At 37.9% G+C, this 19,606-nt stretch carries 29 protein-coding genes; 28 read left to right on the top strand and 1 reads right to left on the bottom strand.

Annotated features, from left to right (window positions below; all coding sequences use genetic code 11):
- The first annotated feature begins 110 nt into the window (after positions 1-110).
- From RT41_RS10685 to RT41_RS09125, 5 genes are all read left to right on the top strand, one after another.
- On the top strand, positions 111-713 hold the full coding sequence (locus RT41_RS10685) for a DUF1642 domain-containing protein (protein WP_245811668.1): 603 nt from the start codon (positions 111-113) through the stop codon (positions 711-713).
- Between the two features lie 260 nt (positions 714-973).
- Entirely contained in the window at positions 974-1,147 is a 174-nt protein-coding gene (locus RT41_RS09140) for a DUF1497 domain-containing protein (protein WP_096819068.1), read from the top strand.
- Positions 1,144-1,365, top strand: coding sequence for a hypothetical protein (locus RT41_RS09135; protein ID WP_096819065.1), 222 nt, complete (start codon positions 1,144-1,146; stop codon positions 1,363-1,365). The genes RT41_RS09140 and RT41_RS09135 overlap by 4 nt, the downstream gene beginning before the upstream one ends.
- Entirely contained in the window at positions 1,362-1,526 is a 165-nt protein-coding gene (locus RT41_RS10505) for a hypothetical protein (protein WP_096819064.1), read from the top strand. The genes RT41_RS09135 and RT41_RS10505 overlap by 4 nt, the downstream gene beginning before the upstream one ends.
- Complete coding sequence (locus RT41_RS09125) at positions 1,523-1,855, top strand: DUF1140 family protein (RefSeq protein WP_054639367.1); 333 nt, start codon at positions 1,523-1,525, stop codon at positions 1,853-1,855. The genes RT41_RS10505 and RT41_RS09125 overlap by 4 nt, the downstream gene beginning before the upstream one ends.
- A 435-nt stretch (positions 1,856-2,290) precedes the next feature.
- Here the strand turns inward: RT41_RS09125 and RT41_RS10500 are convergent, their stop codons facing one another.
- Positions 2,291-2,446: a hypothetical protein gene (locus RT41_RS10500; protein ID WP_180752714.1), complete on the bottom strand. Its 156-nt coding sequence runs from the start codon at positions 2,444-2,446 to the stop codon at positions 2,291-2,293.
- Positions 2,447-2,604: 158 nt separating this feature from the next.
- Here RT41_RS10500 and RT41_RS09115 point away from each other — a divergent pair, with 158 nt between their 5' ends.
- The 23 genes from RT41_RS09115 (at position 2,605) to RT41_RS09005 (ending at position 19,567) form a co-directional block, all read left to right on the top strand.
- On the top strand, positions 2,605-3,006 hold the full coding sequence (locus RT41_RS09115) for a DUF722 domain-containing protein (protein WP_054639365.1): 402 nt from the start codon (positions 2,605-2,607) through the stop codon (positions 3,004-3,006).
- 123 nt (positions 3,007-3,129) lie between these two features.
- Complete coding sequence (locus RT41_RS09110) at positions 3,130-3,531, top strand: HNH endonuclease signature motif containing protein (protein ID WP_096819070.1); 402 nt, start codon at positions 3,130-3,132, stop codon at positions 3,529-3,531.
- 1 nt (position 3,532) lies between these two features.
- The gene (locus RT41_RS09105) at positions 3,533-4,066 is read left to right on the top strand and encodes an HNH endonuclease (RefSeq protein WP_054639364.1); all 534 of its coding nucleotides are present in this window, start codon (positions 3,533-3,535) and stop codon (positions 4,064-4,066) included.
- Between the two features lie 89 nt (positions 4,067-4,155).
- Positions 4,156-4,689 carry a helix-turn-helix domain-containing protein gene (locus tag RT41_RS09100; protein ID WP_054639363.1) on the top strand — a complete coding sequence of 178 codons (534 nt, stop codon included), beginning with the start codon at positions 4,156-4,158 and terminating at the stop codon, positions 4,687-4,689.
- Positions 4,690-4,717: 28 nt separating this feature from the next.
- A complete protein-coding gene (locus RT41_RS09095; protein WP_180752713.1) occupies positions 4,718-5,953 on the top strand; it encodes a hypothetical protein in 1,236 nt (411 codons plus the stop codon).
- Entirely contained in the window at positions 5,946-7,205 is a 1,260-nt protein-coding gene (locus RT41_RS10495) for a hypothetical protein (RefSeq protein ID WP_180752712.1), read from the top strand. Before RT41_RS09095 ends, RT41_RS10495 begins: the two co-directional genes overlap by 8 nt.
- On the top strand, positions 7,202-7,432 hold the full coding sequence (locus RT41_RS09085; RefSeq protein WP_096819061.1) for a hypothetical protein: 231 nt from the start codon (positions 7,202-7,204) through the stop codon (positions 7,430-7,432). Before RT41_RS10495 ends, RT41_RS09085 begins: the two co-directional genes overlap by 4 nt.
- A gap of 83 nt (positions 7,433-7,515) precedes the next feature.
- On the top strand, positions 7,516-8,925 hold the full coding sequence (locus RT41_RS09080; protein ID WP_096819059.1) for a DEAD/DEAH box helicase family protein: 1,410 nt from the start codon (positions 7,516-7,518) through the stop codon (positions 8,923-8,925).
- A 74-nt stretch (positions 8,926-8,999) separates the two neighbouring features.
- Positions 9,000-9,473, top strand: coding sequence for a capsid assembly scaffolding protein Gp46 family protein (locus tag RT41_RS09075; RefSeq protein WP_054639362.1), 474 nt, complete (start codon positions 9,000-9,002; stop codon positions 9,471-9,473).
- A gap of 1 nt (position 9,474) precedes the next feature.
- Positions 9,475-10,371 (top strand): phage major capsid protein, encoded by an 897-nt coding sequence (locus RT41_RS09070; RefSeq protein ID WP_096819056.1) that lies wholly within the window; start codon positions 9,475-9,477, stop codon positions 10,369-10,371.
- A 10-nt stretch (positions 10,372-10,381) separates the two neighbouring features.
- On the top strand, positions 10,382-10,669 hold the full coding sequence (locus RT41_RS09065; protein ID WP_096819055.1) for a hypothetical protein: 288 nt from the start codon (positions 10,382-10,384) through the stop codon (positions 10,667-10,669).
- 1 nt (position 10,670) lies between these two features.
- The gene (locus RT41_RS09060; protein WP_054639360.1) at positions 10,671-11,069 is read left to right on the top strand and encodes a phage Gp19/Gp15/Gp42 family protein; all 399 of its coding nucleotides are present in this window, start codon (positions 10,671-10,673) and stop codon (positions 11,067-11,069) included.
- A complete protein-coding gene (locus RT41_RS09055; protein ID WP_054639359.1) occupies positions 11,056-11,394 on the top strand; it encodes a hypothetical protein in 339 nt (112 codons plus the stop codon). The genes RT41_RS09060 and RT41_RS09055 overlap by 14 nt, the downstream gene beginning before the upstream one ends.
- Positions 11,387-11,623, top strand: coding sequence for a hypothetical protein (locus RT41_RS09050; protein WP_096819053.1), 237 nt, complete (start codon positions 11,387-11,389; stop codon positions 11,621-11,623). The genes RT41_RS09055 and RT41_RS09050 overlap by 8 nt, the downstream gene beginning before the upstream one ends.
- Positions 11,623-11,958, top strand: a complete 336-nt coding sequence (locus tag RT41_RS09045) for a hypothetical protein (RefSeq protein WP_096819051.1) — start codon at positions 11,623-11,625, stop codon at positions 11,956-11,958. Before RT41_RS09050 ends, RT41_RS09045 begins: the two co-directional genes overlap by 1 nt.
- 11 nt (positions 11,959-11,969) lie before the next feature.
- Entirely contained in the window at positions 11,970-12,554 is a 585-nt protein-coding gene (locus RT41_RS09040; RefSeq protein WP_054639357.1) for a phage tail tube protein, read from the top strand.
- Positions 12,554-12,817, top strand: a complete 264-nt coding sequence (locus RT41_RS09035) for a hypothetical protein (protein WP_096819049.1) — start codon at positions 12,554-12,556, stop codon at positions 12,815-12,817. The genes RT41_RS09040 and RT41_RS09035 overlap by 1 nt, the downstream gene beginning before the upstream one ends.
- A gap of 11 nt (positions 12,818-12,828) precedes the next feature.
- Entirely contained in the window at positions 12,829-13,197 is a 369-nt protein-coding gene (locus RT41_RS09030; RefSeq protein WP_096819047.1) for a DUF5361 domain-containing protein, read from the top strand.
- A 2-nt stretch (positions 13,198-13,199) separates the two neighbouring features.
- On the top strand, positions 13,200-16,130 hold the full coding sequence (locus tag RT41_RS10680; RefSeq protein WP_245811665.1) for a phage tail protein: 2,931 nt from the start codon (positions 13,200-13,202) through the stop codon (positions 16,128-16,130).
- A gap of 13 nt (positions 16,131-16,143) precedes the next feature.
- Positions 16,144-17,043: a phage tail domain-containing protein gene (locus RT41_RS09020; protein WP_096819045.1), complete on the top strand. Its 900-nt coding sequence runs from the start codon at positions 16,144-16,146 to the stop codon at positions 17,041-17,043.
- 2 nt (positions 17,044-17,045) lie between these two features.
- Entirely contained in the window at positions 17,046-18,176 is a 1,131-nt protein-coding gene (locus tag RT41_RS09015; RefSeq protein ID WP_054639353.1) for a siphovirus ReqiPepy6 Gp37-like family protein, read from the top strand.
- Positions 18,173-19,207 (top strand): phage baseplate protein, encoded by a 1,035-nt coding sequence (locus tag RT41_RS10490; RefSeq protein ID WP_180752711.1) that lies wholly within the window; start codon positions 18,173-18,175, stop codon positions 19,205-19,207. The genes RT41_RS09015 and RT41_RS10490 overlap by 4 nt, the downstream gene beginning before the upstream one ends.
- Before the next feature lie 12 nt (positions 19,208-19,219).
- Positions 19,220-19,567, top strand: coding sequence for a hypothetical protein (locus tag RT41_RS09005; RefSeq protein WP_054639352.1), 348 nt, complete (start codon positions 19,220-19,222; stop codon positions 19,565-19,567).
- Positions 19,568-19,606 lie beyond the last annotated feature (39 nt).

The following is a 19,606-nucleotide window of genomic DNA, read 5'->3' as shown; positions in this document are numbered from 1 at the left end:
TTTGAAAAAGGGAATGACCCAGATGTACTTGACTTTCAGTTTAAATATCGGAAGGTAGAAACACTGAAGTGTGAATATAGTAAATTCGTTGCAGTATTGGAGGATATGAAATGACATTTGAATTACCTGAAAAACCGAAAAAGACAAATACATCTGCAGATTTTGCTAGTTTAAGACAAGCCGTTGATGAACTAGATAAGTTTGATTATGCTTGGAAAAGTTATGCTAATAAAGCTGACCGTAAACTTAGCGCTGCAAATAAAACCATTAAAGAACTAACAGCAAAAGTTATGGAATTGGAAAATGAAAATACATTCTTGAGAGACAAGCACACACAGTTCGGAGCGAATGGCATGGCGGTAGTGCCAATTACTAAACCACTACCAGAAGTACCGCAGTTCGTGGCTGAATTTATTGAAAGCTATAAAGACCGAAGAACTATTTACGGTGTTTTTGATAAAATTTCAAAAAATCGAAAAACATATCCTAAATTATATGAATGGGTATTTGAAGATGAAAATAGCCAAGCAACTTTCGCTCTAGCATTTATCACTGGCAAATATCAAGTCGAAAAACCGCAGCTGTTCTATTTGAGAGATGAGCTAACTGGACAATTCCTTGCGAAAGATAATCAGTTTAAAGACAGGGATAGATACTTTTTTGGACTGGAGAAGACCCACTTACGCATTCTATTGGCACAGCGTGGAAATTAACCTTCACCAAGCAAGAAATCGACAGCATGCAAACTGGTAGTTACGAAAAAATTGAGGTGGCGGAATGAACGAACTAAATGAAGCTGTCAAATCATTCATCAAGCAACATGGTGAAAGCTCAACAGTTACGATAGACGACAGGCAATTATTTCGCCGTCTAAGAGAGTTAGACGAGATGGACGATAGAATGTTTAGGAAAATCATGAACGAGCTTACGTTTGATTTCTGCAGCGTAGAGAATGGGTATGAGGTTTGGAGTTATGACATATTATGATAGACGAAACGAGGCAAGACGAATAAGTATTCTTGCTAGTAGAAATGCACCAAAAGAAATCAGAATGAAAGAACTTGAAAAAGCGAGTGAAAGTCAATTTAATCGAGAATTTCAAGCTGATTTTCATAAGAGAATTGCAGAGTTAGGAGTGAATAAATGAGTAAGCATGACGAAAATTTAAAAGAAGCATTTGAGATTTTAAAAAATACAAAACTTGATGAGTTACTGCAAATTGCAGTTGAAGCAATGGATGATGCAGTAGTCGATATTGAAATGGAAGCAAATCAAGAGTGGCATGCAAAGATAACATTGGAGAGTGCTTTGATAGATATTGCAGAAAAATTATCAAAGCGAAATCGACTGGAGGTACTGAAATGACAGAATATGCAGTATATAAAGGCGATGACTTCATTGCTCAAGGAACAGCAGAAGAATTGGCTGAACGGTTTAATATCAAACCGTCATCAGTAGTGTTCATGGCAAGACCAGCTAATCTAAAACGTGATAAAGGGAATAGAAAGGTGGCGGTGAGAGTATGACAGCTGAAACAATCGTCAGAGACTACCAAACTCACTTGCTAAAAATCATATTCAAAGAAACTGAAGGCCTGATCTTGAAGAAAGAAAAAGCGGATAATAAAGCGCATGAGTTAGCTAGTAATGGGCACTCAGTTAAGACATCAGCACACTGGAAGTCAGTAGGTAATGCAGAATTCTATATCAGTGAAATGTACCGCAGACTAGACACACTCGCTGAAATGGATAGATTGTTTCATTGGTCAAGTAGGTTGCACCAGGACGGTTTGAGCTTTGTTACTAATTATCCTAGGACGATGAAGAAGTATGGATTGAGAGGAAAGGTTGAGTAAACTAATATTTAAATGCTCCAACTGCTCAAATATCAGAACGGTTGAAGATGAGCATATCGGCGAACGCATGTTCGTGCCACGCAATGTGTTATGCGATGTGTGCAAGGAGAAAGCGAATGATTGAAACGATACTATGGATACTCGCAGGCATTGCTTTACTTAGCGCTAACGTGATTGTCTACTGGGACTGTAAGGAGGAGAAGGAATGAGACGAAGAAAAAGTAAGGTATTAAGAAGTTACCTGATTGATTTTATCTGCTTTATGTTTTTGGGAATGACAGTATTTGTTGTTGTGGATAAGTTTATTGAAGGTGCGTCACCTTTAACTTGGATACTTACTATTGTATTGTCTTCATGGTTCGCTTATTCATCGAATATTACGGAGGATAAGAAATAAAAAAACTACCACCATATAGGTAGTAGTTACTTGTCTTATTAGACTAAGTTTTCCAAATTTTTAACTGCATCTTCAATGGTATTTCCTGAACCATAGATTTCTGAATTATCAGTAAGGTTTGCTCTAAAAATATCATTTGAAGTATCAAGAGTTACTGTATATTTGAAAAATTTATTTTTATTAGTGAATGTCATATTTGCATTCTCCTTTCTTAAAACTACGAAAGGCATAGCGAAACTCTATGTTCACAATTATATCACGATTAACTCTGAAAAGCAAAAAGCCCACTGCAATGGGCTTATCCTGATAGTTTTCGTTAACTATATTATAACAAATTAGGAGAGTTTAGTAAATGGCAGACAGATTAGATTTATTGATTAGTGACTATATGACTGGTATGCTTCAAGTTAAGATTAACGCTAGAGAGAAATGGATTACTAGACAGACCCATGAGGAAAGGATTGGAAGTGGTGGAAGCAGCTCAAACACAGCGCCACAAGAAAGACGACTGCTCATTATAGAAGGCGATAAACAACTTCAATTAATGGTAGATCAGAAAGAAACATTAGATGAACTTATGGATGTGATTGAGGGTACGATTGTCAAAGAAGTTATTAAGCTAAGGTTCAAGCATAAGCTGCAATGGGAAAGGATTGGTATTAGATTACATACTGACCCAAGCGCACTAAGAAAACAATATGTTAAGTTGAAATCTACGCTCCGTGATGGACTCTGGGCTAACACATTAGACTGATTAGGTTGCACGTTTAAATCGCATAAGTTGCACACATAATGCCAAAGTTAAGTGAGATAATGGTAACATGAACAATTGAGCAATCAAACAATAATACTAATTCAAACGTGCAATCAAATGTTCATGAGCAGGTCAAGGTTCGAGTCCTTGACTTGCTTTTATTATTTATTAAGGAGGTGCACCGTGGCATTAAGAGCAGATAAACAAGGCCCCCACCGTGTCGCCTTTGATAAGAATAAGGCAAGGATACTAAAGACACAGTCAGTATGTGGGATATGTGGTAAGCCAGTTGATGTGAGATTAAAAGCACCGAACCCTTTGGCTCCAGCTATCGACCACATCGTGCCAGTAAGTAAAGGCGGACATCCTTCAGCGATGGAGAACTTACAGCTGACACATGCACAATGCAACAGACAGAAGTCGGACAAGCTATTCAATAGCAAGCAAGCGACAGCTGAACCGAAAGTTATTGGCAATAGGAACCTTCCTCAAAGCCGAGACTGGGCTTCTTACGAAGGAAAATAATATGAATAATAGCATTAATGAAGCTGTTCGCATAGACTATGTGAATGGCTTTTCTTTATCTCAAATAAGAGATAAGTATGGTCTTACGGTTAAACAAACTCATAGAATAATTTGGAAGAGAAAGTATAAGACAATCGTTCAAGGTCAGAGGGAATCAAAGAAGATTCGTTGTGCAATGTGCGCAAAAGAATTTGCAAAAACAAATGAACAGCATCTATATTGTTCGGAGAAGTGTAGGCTAAAGAATGAGAGGAAGCAAACAAGATCAACTAGGAAAGCTAGGGAAAGGGGAGCGGAAGTTATTGATAAAGGCATTACACTAGAAGCTCTTGCTATAAGAGATGAACAGACTTGTTACTTGTGTGGCCAAGGTGTAGACTGGCAAGACAAACACACTGAAAATGGCGTTATAATTTGTGGTAACTATTATCCAAGTATGGATCACGTTATGCCATTAGCAAAAGGTGGAGTTCATTCTTGGGATAATATAAAACTTTCGCATAGAATTTGTAACAGTGTGAAGAGTGATAAGTAGGGGGGGATAGGGACCCCTCACTCAGGCGCTTCGTCCTTCACGCCGTCACTGTACATTTTTTCTCGTGCGACTTCGGAAAGGAGCAAGAAATGAATAAAATTCAAGAACTTAGAAAAGAAAAACACTTGACTCTATTGGAGTTAGCAAAGATTTTTAATGAACAAAATGTACTAGATAGAGATGGAAAAACATTAAAGATTACCGATGGTCAAATTTCTAAGTACGAAAATAATTTACTCTCACCAAGACATGATGAAATATGGGAGGCTTTATCGGATATTTTAGAAGTTCCTATAACTTATCTCTTAGGATATGGAGATACTAAAAATAATTCTGCAGTAATTATCGGTCAACGCATCAAAACTATCCGCCTTAATAAAGGCTTGACACTCGAGGAATTTGGAAAACTATTTGGAGCTGGTAAAAGTAACGTTTCTAAATGGGAAAAAGGACTAACAATTCCAACACCTGAAAGGTTGAAACAAATTGCAGAACTAGCAAACATCACAGTTGAAGAACTAACAAAAAGCTCGGACTTAGTAAGCTTGACTCAAAACGAATATAATCATCTGAAAGAAATTGAACGTAAATATAATGAAATTAAAAGGTTGGTCGATGACTAATCTTTTTTATTAGAAAGGAGCTGATAAATTGGAAGAAAAAGGAATGGCTTATCTAAAGAATAAGCTAGCAACTTATAAGAATAGGGTCGATATGAGGTATAGCCAATACGCTATGAAGCATGTTGATACAGATAGCGGAATTACTATTTCTAGAGATTTACGTTCCAAATATAAAGCAATTCTTGGATGGTGCGCAAAAGGAGTTGACGGTCTAGCAGATAGATTAGTGTTTCGTAATTTTGCAAATGACCAGTACAATGTGAATGAAATCTTCGCCATGAATAACCCGGATGTTTATTTTGATAGTGCGATTCTATCTGCTTTAATTGCATCATGCTCCTTTACCTACATTTCTAAGGACGAAAACGGAAACGTTCGACTTCAAGTTATCGAAGCAAGCAATGCTACAGGAACAATCAATCCAATCACTGGACTACTAACTGAAGGGTATGCAGTTCTTGAAAGAGATAGCAGTGGAGTAGCAACTTTAGAAGCTCACTTTTTGCCAGATCGTACAGATTTTTATCATGCTGGATTTTCGCTTCCTGAATCTATTCCCAACGACACGGGAATTCCGCTTTTAGTCCCAATCATACATCGTCCAGATGCTGTTCGACCTTTTGGCCGTTCACGGATCACACGGGCTGGAATGTACTGGCAGAAGAACGCAAAACGGACTTTGGAGCGTGCCGATGTCACGGCAGAGTTTTATTCTTTCCCTCAAAAATATGTGACAGGCTTAAGCGCTGATGCAGAGCCGTTGGATTCATGGAAAGCAACAATATCAGCAATGTTGCAGTTTACAAAAGATGAGGACGGAGAAAAGCCTAGCTTGGGTCAGTTCACAACTCCAAGTATGTCGCCATTTACTGAACAGCTACGCACAGCAGCCGCTGGTTTTGCGGGTGAGACAGGATTGACACTTGATGATCTAGGCTTTGTGTCTGACAATCCATCATCTGTTGAGGCAATTAAGGCAAGTCATGAAAGCTTACGCCTTGCAGGACGTAAAGCTCAAAGAAGTTTAGGTTCAGGCTTGTTAAATGTTGCTTATGTTGCTACTTGCTTACGTGATGATTTTGAGTATAAGCGTTCAGCGTTTAACCAAACTACACCTAAATGGGAGCCATTGTTCGAACCCGATGCGAACACACTTGGTATGGTAGGAGACGGTGTTTCTAAATTGAACGCAGCAATGACTGACTATATTACTAAAGAAATGCTTGATGATATGACAGGACTTAAGGGAGCAAGCAATGAATGATGATATTGTTCCAGGACTACTTGAGTCTATAAAGAAAGATTTTAATAAACAACTTTCTAAAAGTTCAATTATCAAAGCAAAACAAAAACTCTTATCAGAAGGAAAAGCAACGTATATTGATGCAAACGATTATGCGGTCGAGATCGGAGAAATTCTTAAAAAGAGTTTTGAGCAAAATATCTCTCCAACATCATTACCCGATGGACGAATGTATTTCAATATCGCTGAACGGTTATTAAATACTACTTTGAGTGACAATCACAAAATCGTTTCTGATTATGCAGCTGAAGTTCAGGACCAACTCAATAAACAAGCAAGTATTAGTCTTAAAACACAAATTCCATCGTTAAATCAAGATAGAATTGATGGGTTGACCAACCGTATTTCTAGTGAAGTAAGTTTTAAAGAGATCCAGTGGATATTAGGCGAACCAATAATTAATTTCACTCAAAATATTATCAACGATTTTGTAAATGAAAATGCTGATTTTCAATATAAAACAGGATTAAAGCCAAAGATTACTCGAACGTTAATTGGTAAAGCGTGCAAGTGGTGTCAAGGGTTAGCTGGTTCATATAGTTATCCAGATGTACCAAAGGATGTTTACCGAAGGCATGAGCGTTGCAGGTGCATGGTTGACTATATTCCGGGTGATGGAAAACGGCAAAATGTTTGGTCGAAGGCATGGAAAAGTGAAGAAGAAAATGGTAAAATTGAAGCAAGAAAACAAATAGGCTCAAATATCTTTTCTAACTCAACCCCAGCGCCTTTTGCAAGAGCAGTTGAAGTGGCAAAATCAGGGCTTGACAAAGATATTGCGTGGCGAGTTACTGCTTATGAACCAGAGCATTATGTTGGTTCAAAGTTACATGTTTCTCCGGGCGGTTCTACAGTTGCGATCTCAACGACAGGTGATATTATTTCTGTATGTCGTGCGGATAATGATAATGTGCGTGGAACAGACTTGTTAAAATTAGCGGTCGAAAATGGTGGAACAAAACTAGATAGTTATGCTGGCAATCATTTGTTCTATACTAAGAATGGATTTGAACCAATAAGTTGGTGTAAATGGGACGACGAATATGCCCCTGAAGGTTGGAATGGTAAGCCTGAAAATATTATTTTTTACAAATATACAGGTAATTCCAAAGCTGAACTTAAACCAGATGATTTTTATAAACGTATAAGTGCATCTAGTGATTATGATGAAGCTGAAAAAATTAGAAATGAAGCGATTGGAGGGAAAAGTTGAAACCAACTTATCAAGAGTTTGTTGATGCGATAAAAATTTTATTCAAAAAATCGTGGTCATCACTATCGGATGATGAAATTAATCAATTTTTTGAACAGGAAAAAGAATATTTAGAAGTGCAGTATTCCCAAAACTGCAAAGAATTTGATGCTGGGGATATTACAGAAGAACAATTTAGAGTCGGCGGTGTATCATCGGTCGCGTATTGTTTAGAACTACTATATTAATTAAAAGAAGCTTGTTAAATTAACAGGCTTTTTCTTATGCCCAGCGACAGGGTTATCATGCAGAATGATTGAAGGAGGAAATAATGACTGCTGAAAAAAGATTTGGCAATCAAAATCCCACTCAATCGGTAATTCTTCCATATTCTAAATCACTATCTCAAGAGGCAATTGACCTCTATCACAAATCAAAGCACGATTGCTATGATTGGCAAGTTAATATGCTTGAACCAATCATGGCAGTTGACGAAGACGGCCTTTGGGTACATCAAAAGTTTGGTTATTCAATTCCACGCCGTAACGGTAAAACAGAAGTTGTTTATATCCTTGAACTTTGGGCATTGGAACGTGGGTTAAGCACGTTGCATACCGCACATAGAATTAGTACATCGCACTCATCCTTCGAAAAACTCAAGAAATATCTTGAAGATTCTGGATACAAAGAGGGCGATGATTTTAATTCGATTAAAGCGAAAGGCCAAGAACGACTTGAACTCTATAAAACAGGCGGAGTAATTCAATTCAGAACGAGAACATCTAGCGGTGGTCTTGGTGAAGGGTTCGATTTATTAGTTATTGATGAAGCTCAGGAATATACAACTGAGCAAGAGTCAGCTTTGAAATATACGGTTACTGATAGTCAAAACCCAATGACGATTATGTGTGGGACGCCACCAACGCCTGTTTCTAGCGGTACAGTTTTTACGAGTTACAGACAGAAAATGCTATTCGGACAAGCAAAGTATTCAGGATGGGCTGAGTGGTCAGTTGAAGATGAACATGGTATACATGACATCGAAGCGTGGTACCACTCTAATCCATCGATGGGTTATCACTTGAATGAACGTAAAATTGAAGCCGAACTTGGTGAGGATAAATTGGATCATAATGTCCAGCGTTTAGGCTACTGGCCTAAATACAATCAAAAATCTGCCATTTCTGAAAAAGAATGGGGGGATTTGAAAGTAAATGCCTTGCCAACACTCAAGGGTCAATTATTCGTAGGAATTAAGTATGGTAATGATGGTGCAAATGTCGCAATGAGCATTGCGGTTAAAACACTGTCAGGCAAGATATTCGTTGAAACCATTGATTGTCAATCAATCAGAAATGGGAATCAATGGATTATTAATTTCTTAAAAACGTCAGGTGCTGAGCATGTTGTAATAGATGGTCAAAGCGGTCAAAGTATTTTAGCGAGTGAGATGAAAGATTTCAAACTGAAAGCACCAATACTTCCAACAGTAAGGGAAATCGTCACAGCTAACTCACTTTGGGAACAAGGAATATATCAACAAACGCTCTGCCATGCAGATCAACCGTCACTATCAAAAGTTGTCACCAACTGTGATAAGCGGAACATCGGAACAAGTGGAGGTTTTGGTTATAAGTCTTTGTTTGATGATATGGATATTAGTTTAATGGATAGTGCGTTGTTGGCGCACTGGGCTTGCAGCAATGTTAAGCCAAAGAAAAAACAACAAGTACGGTATTAATAAGCGGCGATTTGTCGCTTTTTTTGTACCAAAATTACCGAACTGCAGGGCAAAGCAGGAGAAAGGATTCTACAATGTCAGAATTTAAAGCTATTGAAACTCAAGAGGAACTAGACAAAATTATCGAAACTCGTCTAGCTCGTCAAAAAGAAACTATTGAAGCAAAATACGTCGATTATGATCAGTTCAAATCACGTATTACTGAACTTGAAGCTGAAAATTCAGCTCAAAAAGCAACGCTTGCAGAAACTGGATTGGCAACTAAGTCATGGGAACAAAAAGAAGCTGAATTTAATGCAAAAATTGCAGGTTATGAGACTGCTCAACTAAAACAAAAAGTCGCATTACAAGCAGGACTTCCTTTTGATCTCGCAGACCGCCTTAAGGGTGACAACGAGGAAGCTTTGAAAGCTGATGCAGAACGCTTTGTAGGATTCAAACCAAAGCCACCAGTTGCACCACTAAAATCTGTGGAACCACAATTAACGGATAACAAAACAAAAGCATACAAAAATTTAGTAAATGGGCTAAATACAGAAGGAGAATAACATGGTATTAAACAAAGGAAATCTATTTGAAGCAGAATTGGTAACAGACCTCATTAACAAAGTTACAGGGAAAAGTTCAGCTGCAAACTTGTCACAACAAAAAGCAATTCCATTCAATGGGGAAAAAGTTTTCACATTTACGATGGATTCAGAAGTCGATGTTGTTGCTGAGAGCGGCAAGAAAACACATGGTGGAATTTCTATTGCACCTCAGACAATGGTACCGATCAAAATTGAATATGGGGCACGTGTTTCAGATGAATTCATGTATGCATCAGAAGATCAAAAAATCAATATTCTTCAAGCATTTAACGAAGGATTTGCTAAAAAAGTTGCTCGTGGTCTCGATTTAATGGCTTTCCATGGAGTTAACCCACGTTCAGCAACGGCTTCAGCTGTTATCGGAAACAATAACTTTGACAGTAAAGTAACTCAAGCCGTTACTATCCCCAAAGGCATGGCTGATCCAAATGGAGCAATTGAATCTGCAGTTGAAACTATTACAGGAGCAGATGCAGAAGTTACAGGTATCGCTATCAATCCTGCGTTCCGTTCAGCATTAGCTAAACAAAAAGACCAACAAGGGAATGCAATGTTCCCAGAACTAGCTTGGGGCGCTGCGCCTACTTCAATTAATGGCCTACCTATTGATGTGAATCGCACAGTGTCGGATATGGCAACTCCTAATGATCGTGCTATTGTAGGCGATTTCGCAAATAGCTTTAAATGGGGATACGCTAAAGAAGTACCGCTTGAAGTTATTCAATATGGTGACCCTGATAACTCAGGACTAGACCTTAAGGGTTATAACCAAGTTTATCTTCGTGCAGAACTCTATTTGGGTTGGGGAATTTTGGATGCCTCTAGCTTTTCACGTATTGTAGAGGCAGAAGCTTAAGGAGGAAGTAATGCGATACATTAACAGCAAAACAAAAGCGTTTATGGATTCAGAATTTGAAGTTTCTGGAGGTGATTGGACATTATTAGAAGATAATGATACCGAAGATTCTACTGTGAACGACAATGATGAAAACTCAAACGAACAAGACAACGGTGAAACTGAAGAATCTGGTAATTCAGAAATGGACTCCATGACTATTGCAGAAATCAAAAAAGAACTTGATGCATTTGGTAAGAAATACAATCCAAAAGCTAAAAAAGCTGAACTATATGAACTCATGATGAAAGGATCTTAATATGGCAGACTTTGCAACAATCGACGATGTTACTAGTCTATGGCGCAATTTAGAAACTAACGAAATTGAACGGGCTAAGAAGCTGTTGGAAATTGTATCTGATTCTTTGCGGATGGAAGCTGACAAAGTCGGAAAAGACCTCGATAAAATGATTGAGGAAAAGCCTAGCTATTTTCAAAATGTCGTTAAATCTGTGACGGTCGATGTTGTTGCAAGGACACTCATGACTTCGACTGATCAAGAACCAGTTTCTCAAGCGATGGAAAGCGCATTGGGGTATTCATGGTCAGGTTCCTATCTCGTTCCGGGTGGTGGTTTATTCATCAAGAACTCGGAATTAAGCCGATTGGGATTGAAAAAGCAAAGGTATGGGGTGATTGACTTTTATGGGGAAGCTTAAAGGAATTACAGTTACAGTAATTGAGAAAATAGAGGCTGGAAAAGACCCGTTTGGAACTCCCATTTATGCGGAGAGCGAGGTGGAAATTCAAAATGTTTTAGTTTCTCCATCAACTACTCAAGATGTCATCGACCAACTAAGCTTAACAGGCAAAAAAGTCTCCTACACGTTGGCTATTCCAAAAAAAGATACTCATAAATGGGTAAATACTAAAGTTAAGTTTTATGGTGAGACTTGGCAAACGGTAGGTTATCCAATAGAGGGTATTGAGGAACTTATTCCGCTTGATTGGAACAAGAAAGTGATGGTGGAACGCTATGGCTAAGAATATCTTTAAAGTTAATCGAAGCGGAATTGCTGGACTTATGAAGTCTCCAGAGATGCAAGTCATCTTGGAAGAAAAAGCTACAGCAATTCAAAAACGTTGCGGTGAAGGTTACAACCACGATCTACATATTGGGAAAAATCGTGCGAACGCAATGGTTTTTGCTGAAACTTTCCAAGCTAAAAAAGATAACTCAAAAAATAACACAATTTTGAAGGCGGTACGGTAATGATCGAAACAGTCATCAAAGACTTTTTAGACGGTCATCTATCTGTACCGTCTTTTTTGGAACATCAAGGGGATATGCCAGAACGGTATGTTCTTTTTGAAAAATTAGGCAGTTCAAAAAGTAATTACTTAACATCTGCCACCTTTGCATTTCAAAGTTATGCGGAATCAATGTACGAGGTGGCTAAATTAAACGAAGAACTTAAACAAGCTGTAGAAAGCTTGATTTCACTTGATGGAATTGGGGGAGTATCGCTCAATAGCGACTACAACTTTACAGACTCACAAACAAAAAAATATCGCTATCAAGCGGTATTCGACATTAAATATTACTAGGAGGACTAAGAATGTCAACAACAGCTAATGTTTCGACTGCGAAACCAAAAGCAGCGGGTGCAATTTACACTGCACCATTAGGAACAGCACTACCAACCGATACCAAAACAGAACTTGACACTACGCTCTTTAAAAGTCTTGGTTATATTTCAGAAGACGGTATTACTAATAGTAATTCTCCATCGTCTGATAGTATAAAGGCCTTTGGGGGAGATACTGTTGTCACGTCTCAAACTGAAAAAGAAGATACATTTGGATATACACTTATTGAAGCGTTGAATGTCGATGTGCTTAAAGAAGTTTATGGGGCTGACAATGTCACTAGTACTTTAACAGAAGGTATCAAAATTACGGCAAACTCAAAAGAACTAGAGGAACATGTGATTATCATAGACCTAGTGTTGAAAGGTGGTGTGCTTAAACGTATTGTTATTCCTGTCGCAAAAGTGAGTGAGTTTGGGGACATCACTTATGGTGATTCAGATGCCGTTGGCTATGAAACTACATTAACTGCATTACCTGATAAAGATGGCAACACTCACTACGAATATATTCAAAATAAAACAGCAGAAACAGGAACGGGAACAGGTGAATAATGATTAAGGGAATAACAAAAGGCGGATTCCGCTATGAAGTAAATGAAAATATTGGCGATGATTATGAGTTACTTAAATTATTGCGAAAGATGGAAGATAATGGATTGCTCATTTTTGACATGGTCGAAAAAATACTTGGTCAGAAACAGGCTGAAAACCTTGAAAAATTCTTGCTCAAACGTGACGGATATGTATCTACAGAAAAGATCAGTAAGGAAGTTATGGAAATCTTTACAGGAAATCCGCTATTAAAAAACTCTTAACCCTCGCTGGAATGATGAATTTTGATGAGGAGGCACTGTTGTGTGACCTTGCCGAAACTTATCATATATACGATTTTGAACAGCTATCCCCTCAAAAGATAGCTGTTTTTTCTATTGGTTTGCGTGAAAGTTCGAGAATTAAAATGAAAATGAGTGGGCAGAGCATTTCTTTTGAAACAACTCTTTTAGCAGGTATAGCTGATAAATTAAGCGTGCTAATTTGGTCTAAAACAAAAGATGCCCAGAAAGGTGCTAACAAACCTAAATTAATATTGAATGAACTCAATAAAACAAATCATTCAGACGACAAAGAAATGGTATTTAATTCTGGTGAGGAATTCGACAAATACAGAGCTAAATTACTGAACGGAGGTGATTAAACATGGCAACTGAACTAGGACAAGCTTATGTGCAGATTATGCCATCTGCCAAAGGAATTTCAGGTTCAATACAAAGCCAATTAGACCCAGAAGCTAGTAAGGCTGGCGAAAGTGCGGGGTCAAAAATTGGAGGAAAACTCAAAATAGCACTTTTAGCTGCCGCTACTGCTGTTGGGGTTGCAGCTGGTAAGCTTATCTCATCTTCACTTTCTGAAGGTGCAAATTTACAACAATCACTTGGTGGTATCGAAACTCTTTTTAAGGGGAGTGCAGATCAAGTAAAAAAGTATGCGGATATAGCATATAAAACAGCGGGATTATCTGCTAACGCCTATATGGAAAATGTCACGAGTTTTTCTGCATCAATGATTAAATCATTGGGCGGAGATACAAAAAAAGCTGCTACACTTTCCAACCAAGCAATTATTGACATGTCAGACAATGCCAATAAAATGGGAACTAATGTCCAGGATATTCAAAATGCCTATCAAGGTTTTGCAAAACAAAACTATACGATGTTGGATAACTTGAAACTTGGTTACGGTGGTACTAAAGAAGAAATGCAAAAACTTCTTAAGGATGCCACTAAACTAACTGGCCAAAAGTACGACATTTCTAATTTCGCTGATATAACTGAAGCTATCCATGCCATCCAAACGCAGTTGGATATTACAGGAACGACTTCTAAAGAAGCAGCTTCAACATTTAGCGGTTCTTTAGCATCTATGAAAGCTGCATTTTCTAATGTTTTAGGGAAAATGGCATTAGGACAAGATATTAAACCGTCATTGAATGCTTTAACTGAAACAACCGCAATTTTTATTGTAAAAAACTTCATTCCTATGGTTGCAAATATTTTGAAAGCATTACCAGGGGCGATTGTTACCTTTGTTAAAGCAACGATTCCATATGTTAAAACAGCCTTCAATGACCTTATTACTTCAATTAGTCAGACTTTCCCTATTGTTGGGAAAATGTTTGATTTTATCCGCAATAATGCACAGGTGTTTAAAACATTAGCAGCAGTAATCGGCGGAGCAATAGCAGGTTTTGCTGCATTTAAGGGAGTAGCAACTATTTTTAATGTTGTAAAGACTGCAATTGTAGGCTTAAAAATAGCATTATTAACTAATCCGTTCGGTTTAATACTAGCTGCAGTTGGTGCCTTAGCTTCTGGTTTGATTTATCTTTATAAAACTAATGAAAATGTCCGAAACAGCATTGACAATATCATTGGTAAGGCTAAGACGTTAATTAGCAATTTTGTAAAATCAGATTCCGTGACAAAACTTTTTTCAGACGGTTTGCAAATCATTGCAAGTATTGGAGACAAAGTCGCTTCAATTATTGGTAGTATCGGAAAGAAAGCCTCCAGTTCTGCAGGTTCAGTAGATTGGTTTGGTATAGCATTTACTGCCATCAAAACAGCAGCATTATCTTTGTTAGGTCCTATCGGCCTAGCCATCAAAGCCTTTGACTTTATTGCAAAAGCTGTCGGTGGTGGTGATATTCAAAAAGGTATGAGTCAAATGCTTAACTCCTTTGGAACGCTTGCTAAAGGGATTAAAAAAAATGCTCCAGCTATGGGCAATTCTTTTGGTTCAGCAATTGAAGGAATTTTGACGGCAATCTCTGCTGCTCTGCCTAGTATTGTTACGGGAGGTATAAAGATTATAGCTGGGTTCATCTCAGGAATCGCAAAGGGGTTACCTAATCTAGCTGTAGCAGCTTTTCAATTGATAACTGCTTTTACTGCTTCATTGTTGTTGCTTGTTCCCTCAATTGTCCTGTCCGCGACCTCCATTATTGTTGCTTTCTTGGGTGCGATAACATCAACAATACCACAAATCGTTGCTGCTGCTGGAGGATTGGTCAATGCCCTTTTACAAGGGATTACCCAGCAAATTCCAAACCTTGTTGCAAGCACAGCCGGTTTAATTTCAACATTGCTGACTTCACTTAATTCACATTTGCCTGAAATATTGCAAGCAGGAATCAATTTATTGATTACCTTCTTACAAGGGATTGCTCAAAATATCTATAAAATTGTAAACACAGCAGTTAATCTTATGATTCAATTTGCGAATGCGCTAGTTTCTCGGATGCCAGACATCACAAATACAGCAGCAACGTTAATTGCAAGCTTTATCAATGGGATTGCAAATAATCTAGGATCAATCATTTCAGCGGCCGTTAATTTAATTGTTAAGTTTCTTAGCGGAATTGCAAACAAAATACCTAGCATTATTAATGCAGCAATGGGGCTTGTGGATGCCATGGTCAAAGGAGTGGTTCAAGCGCAAGGACGTTTACTTGATGCAGCCATTAATCTTATCAATGGCTTTGCAAAAAACATCAGGAGTCGACAAGAAGATATCCGCAAAGCAGCAGTGAATATCTTAGATGCTATCATCGGTGTTTTCGTTCCTAATTCTTTGACAAAAGCAGGAAGTGCTATCATTGATGGTTTCTTGAATGGCTTAAAAAGTACATGGGAGAGCGGCAAAAAGTTTGTCAGTGGTATCGCAGACTGGATTAAGGAACACAAAGGGCCTATCAGTTATGACCGTAAGTTGCTTATTCCTGCTGGTCAAGCCATCATGAGTGGATTTAATGACAGTTTGAAGTCTAACTTTGAGAATGTTAAATCAACCGTTTCAGGTATGGCTGGTGAAATTCAGTCAATCGTAACCAAAGGGATTGGAACGGATTTATTATCAAGCAGTCCACTAGATGCAACAATTGGAATGAATTCATCCATTGCCAATGCTCAAAGGGCAGCAGGAAGTATTAGCTTTGCAAGTTCTGAAGGTGCGAATAATAGTCCTGTAATAACAGCACCAATGAACGTTTATGTTCAAGAAAATCCATCCGTAAGAGAAATTGCAAGACAACAAATGTTGCAGTTGCAACGATTGGGCTATGAATTTTAGAAAGGAAAACTAAATGGCAGAATTACCAAATGTCATCATTACCTACCGAAATATATTAGGAGTTGAAGTAAAGATGGACCGTTATGGTCCTTTTTATTTACAAAGCTACGAGGGATTTGGCTCACCTGAAAATGAAGTAAGTTCACAAAAAATCTTCGGTAAAACAGGACAACGAAAAACGTCTAGTTCATTATCTTATCGCGACCTAACAATCGGACTTGCGATTAAGGGAGATGATTATGCAGATCTAAAAGAAAAAGAACATCAAATTATGAATATCTTAGTTCCTGACTTAGCAGGAACTATTTATATTCGAATAAATGATAATCTCTATTCAATCGATGCGGAGCCAATCAAAGGTTATGAAGCAAATGAAGCTTCGTCAAGTTCTAATGCTTCAACTTCAAAACTTCAATTTAGATCCTTAGATCCTGAATGGAGAGATGAAAACGTTAGAAACAAATCAATTATTTTGTCATCTACAGATAATAAAATGAAGTTTCCTCTTTCAATAACTACGGATTATGCTTTCGCAACGATAGTACCAGGGCAAATTATTAAAATCAGTAATAAAGGCGATTTTGCGGTTGGTTTTGAACTAAAGATGAAGTGTACATCTCAGGTTGTTAATCCTAAAATCTTAAACGTTCTAACTCAAGAATTTTTCGGTTGGAATGGAACTTTTGCAGCTGGAACAAGTCTTTTTCTATCAACCATTCACGGTGAAAAGAAAACGTGGTATCAAGGCGAAAATGATACTTCCACAACTAATGCAATGTCAATTCGGCAATCTGGTTCGACATTTTTTAGTTTAGATAATATTGAGGTAAATAATTTAGTCGTCCAAGCAGATACTGGAACGGAACATTTGATTGCTACTTTATCCTACACACCACTACTGATAGGGGTGTAATGATGGATATTGAGGTATTCAAAAGGGTTGGGACAACTGGGTTTAACTTCCAAACAGCTGGTATTTTGGAAAGTTTTAAGAGTCTTTCAGTTAATTGGAGGTTTTATACCTATTCAAAATTTTCTCTGACAATTCTATTATCAAACGTTAACTTAACAAAGCAAGAAGAACTTGTAACAACATTGCTTACGCCTGACAGTCTCTTAAATATAGGGGAGTGTTATTTCTATATTGACCATGTTCAATGCGACGATTCAACTAATGGCGAGCTTGTAATTAGTGGGAAGTCACTTAGAGCGAAATCCCTAAAGCGCATCATTTACAGGATTTACCACCAAACTAAACGGCCAGAACTAATTGTTTATGATCACTTGAATAATGAGGTAGTTAATCCATCGCAAGCTAACCGAAAAATTGATTATTTAGCACTTACTTCACCAAGTACTTTAACGACTGATTCAATAGATTATCAAAATTCTTACGGTATAGTCAGTGATGAGGTGGATTCTCTTTGTCAAACTTATTCATTTGGAATTAAGGAAAAGGCAACAAGTTTAAGCATACCGAAGAATTCATTAGAAATAGTCAAAGGAAATGATTTATCGGATACAGTTGAATTTAATGTTGAGTTTGATAATTTGATGTCTGAAAGTTTTGATGCATCTAATTTTGATGAGTCTACTATGGCTTGGGTATTTGGTGAGGGTGAAGGAACAGCACGGGTTAATGTAAAGCTCAATGACACACTTTCAGGACTTGAACGTCAAGAAATATATGTAGATGCCCGAGATATTCAAAAAGTCACACAAGATGGCAATGGTAAGGACATCACACTGACAGAGGCGCAATACAAAGCAGCTTTAACAAGTCGTGGAATTACAAAACTAGCTGAACAAGAAGCAGTTCTTACTCTTAACGGTGATATAGATCTAAAAAGTGATTTATTCATTTATGGTAAAGACTATCAAATCGGTGACAGGGTTCGAATCACAAGTAAATTGTTCAATTTAACTAAGACAGCAGTGCTATCAGGAATTGATGAAACTTGGGATGCATCGGGACAACATTTATCACCAATTTGGGATAAAGAAAGTCCGACTGTTTTTGAAATAATAAAAAGGAGATTAAAATGACACAATATAGTTTTCCATGGAATGATGTCAATGGGGACCGACTTTATGAATCAGATGACTTCAAACGATTCTTTTCTGCATTCCTAAAAACTGGTGTAGTAATGTCGAATGGAGACGGCTTACGTGTTAAATCATCGCAAAACGGAATGAATGTTCAAGTGGGAAGTGGTTCAGGAATTTTAGCCGGTGGCTCTTATATCAACGATGAAGCCATTGGTTTCCAAATTAATGTAGCTTCAGCAGTGCAAGACAGGAAAGATTCAATTGGCTTGCGAATGGACACAGGAGCTAGAGAGACATATTTGTACTATAAAGCAGGGGACACAACTGTCGCACGTAACGATACGACTTTTGAACTTCAGTTGGCAACTATTGATGTGGCGAAAAATGCTACTCAAGTTTCTGATGCGAATATCACTGATATGCGTGGAAATAGTTCCGTTTGCGGTTGGTCTACTCCATTTGATAACATCAACGTTGACGGTATGGTTGATCAATATAAAGCTATCTTTGAGCAGGGAGAGAATGATTTCCTAGTATGGTTTGATTCAATGAAAGACCAACTTTCAACGGATGCGGCAGGAAATTTACAGAATCAGGTAAATGATTTAAAAACGAAAACGAACGAAAATACAGCAGAGTTGGCTGGTTTGCTTGAGTTAGTTTATCCAGTTGGCGCATATTACTTTAGTTCGCAACCAACAGAACCAGCTACATTGTTTGGATTTGGAACTTGGGAACGAGTTAAAGGTCGTGGGTTAGTTGGGGTTGATGAATCTGATTCAGCTTTATCTAGCGGTGGCAAACAAGGTGGTTCAACAAATCCGTTGTCACAACATACAATTGCTCCTTCAAGTGGACAGTTCGTTGTCGCTCGTGGGGGAGGAAATCAGCACTGGTCTTCTGGTGGGGCGCCAACCGCCTCTTACGCAATGGATACAGAAAAGAGTCGAATCACAGTTGGTGATAACACTAACCATAATAACTGGCAACCGTTTGAGGCAGCCTATATTTGGAAACGTATAGCTTAGAAAGTAGGGGGTATGGAATTAAAACAGCTCGTAGAGCAGCATGAAACTAAACTCAAACAACATGACAAGGAACTGTCTCGGCTTAACGACATGTCTATTGAAATACAAAAACAAATGAGCGAAGGACTTGCTCGTGTAGATGAATCAAACCGTTTTTTAAGGGAACAGAATACTCGTCAATCAGAACAGAATGCGCAAATATTGCAAGCCGTCATCAAAGGCAATGAAAGTTCAGATGAACGACAGTTTCAGTTGAAGTTGCTTGATAAAACAAACTTTTGGAAATTGATTTTCGGAATTGGCGGAGCTTCGGCTGCCATATATACGATTATCATGGAAATTATAAAATTAATTAGATAAAAGAGGAAAAATAACATGAATTTAGACCAAATTTTAAAT

The organism is Lactococcus fujiensis JCM 16395 (assembly GCF_002441655.1).
Lineage (GTDB): Bacteria > Bacillota > Bacilli > Lactobacillales > Streptococcaceae > Lactococcus > Lactococcus fujiensis.
The sequence above is the reverse complement of the archived record's forward strand: the minus strand, read 5'-3'. Positions and strand labels throughout refer to the sequence as shown.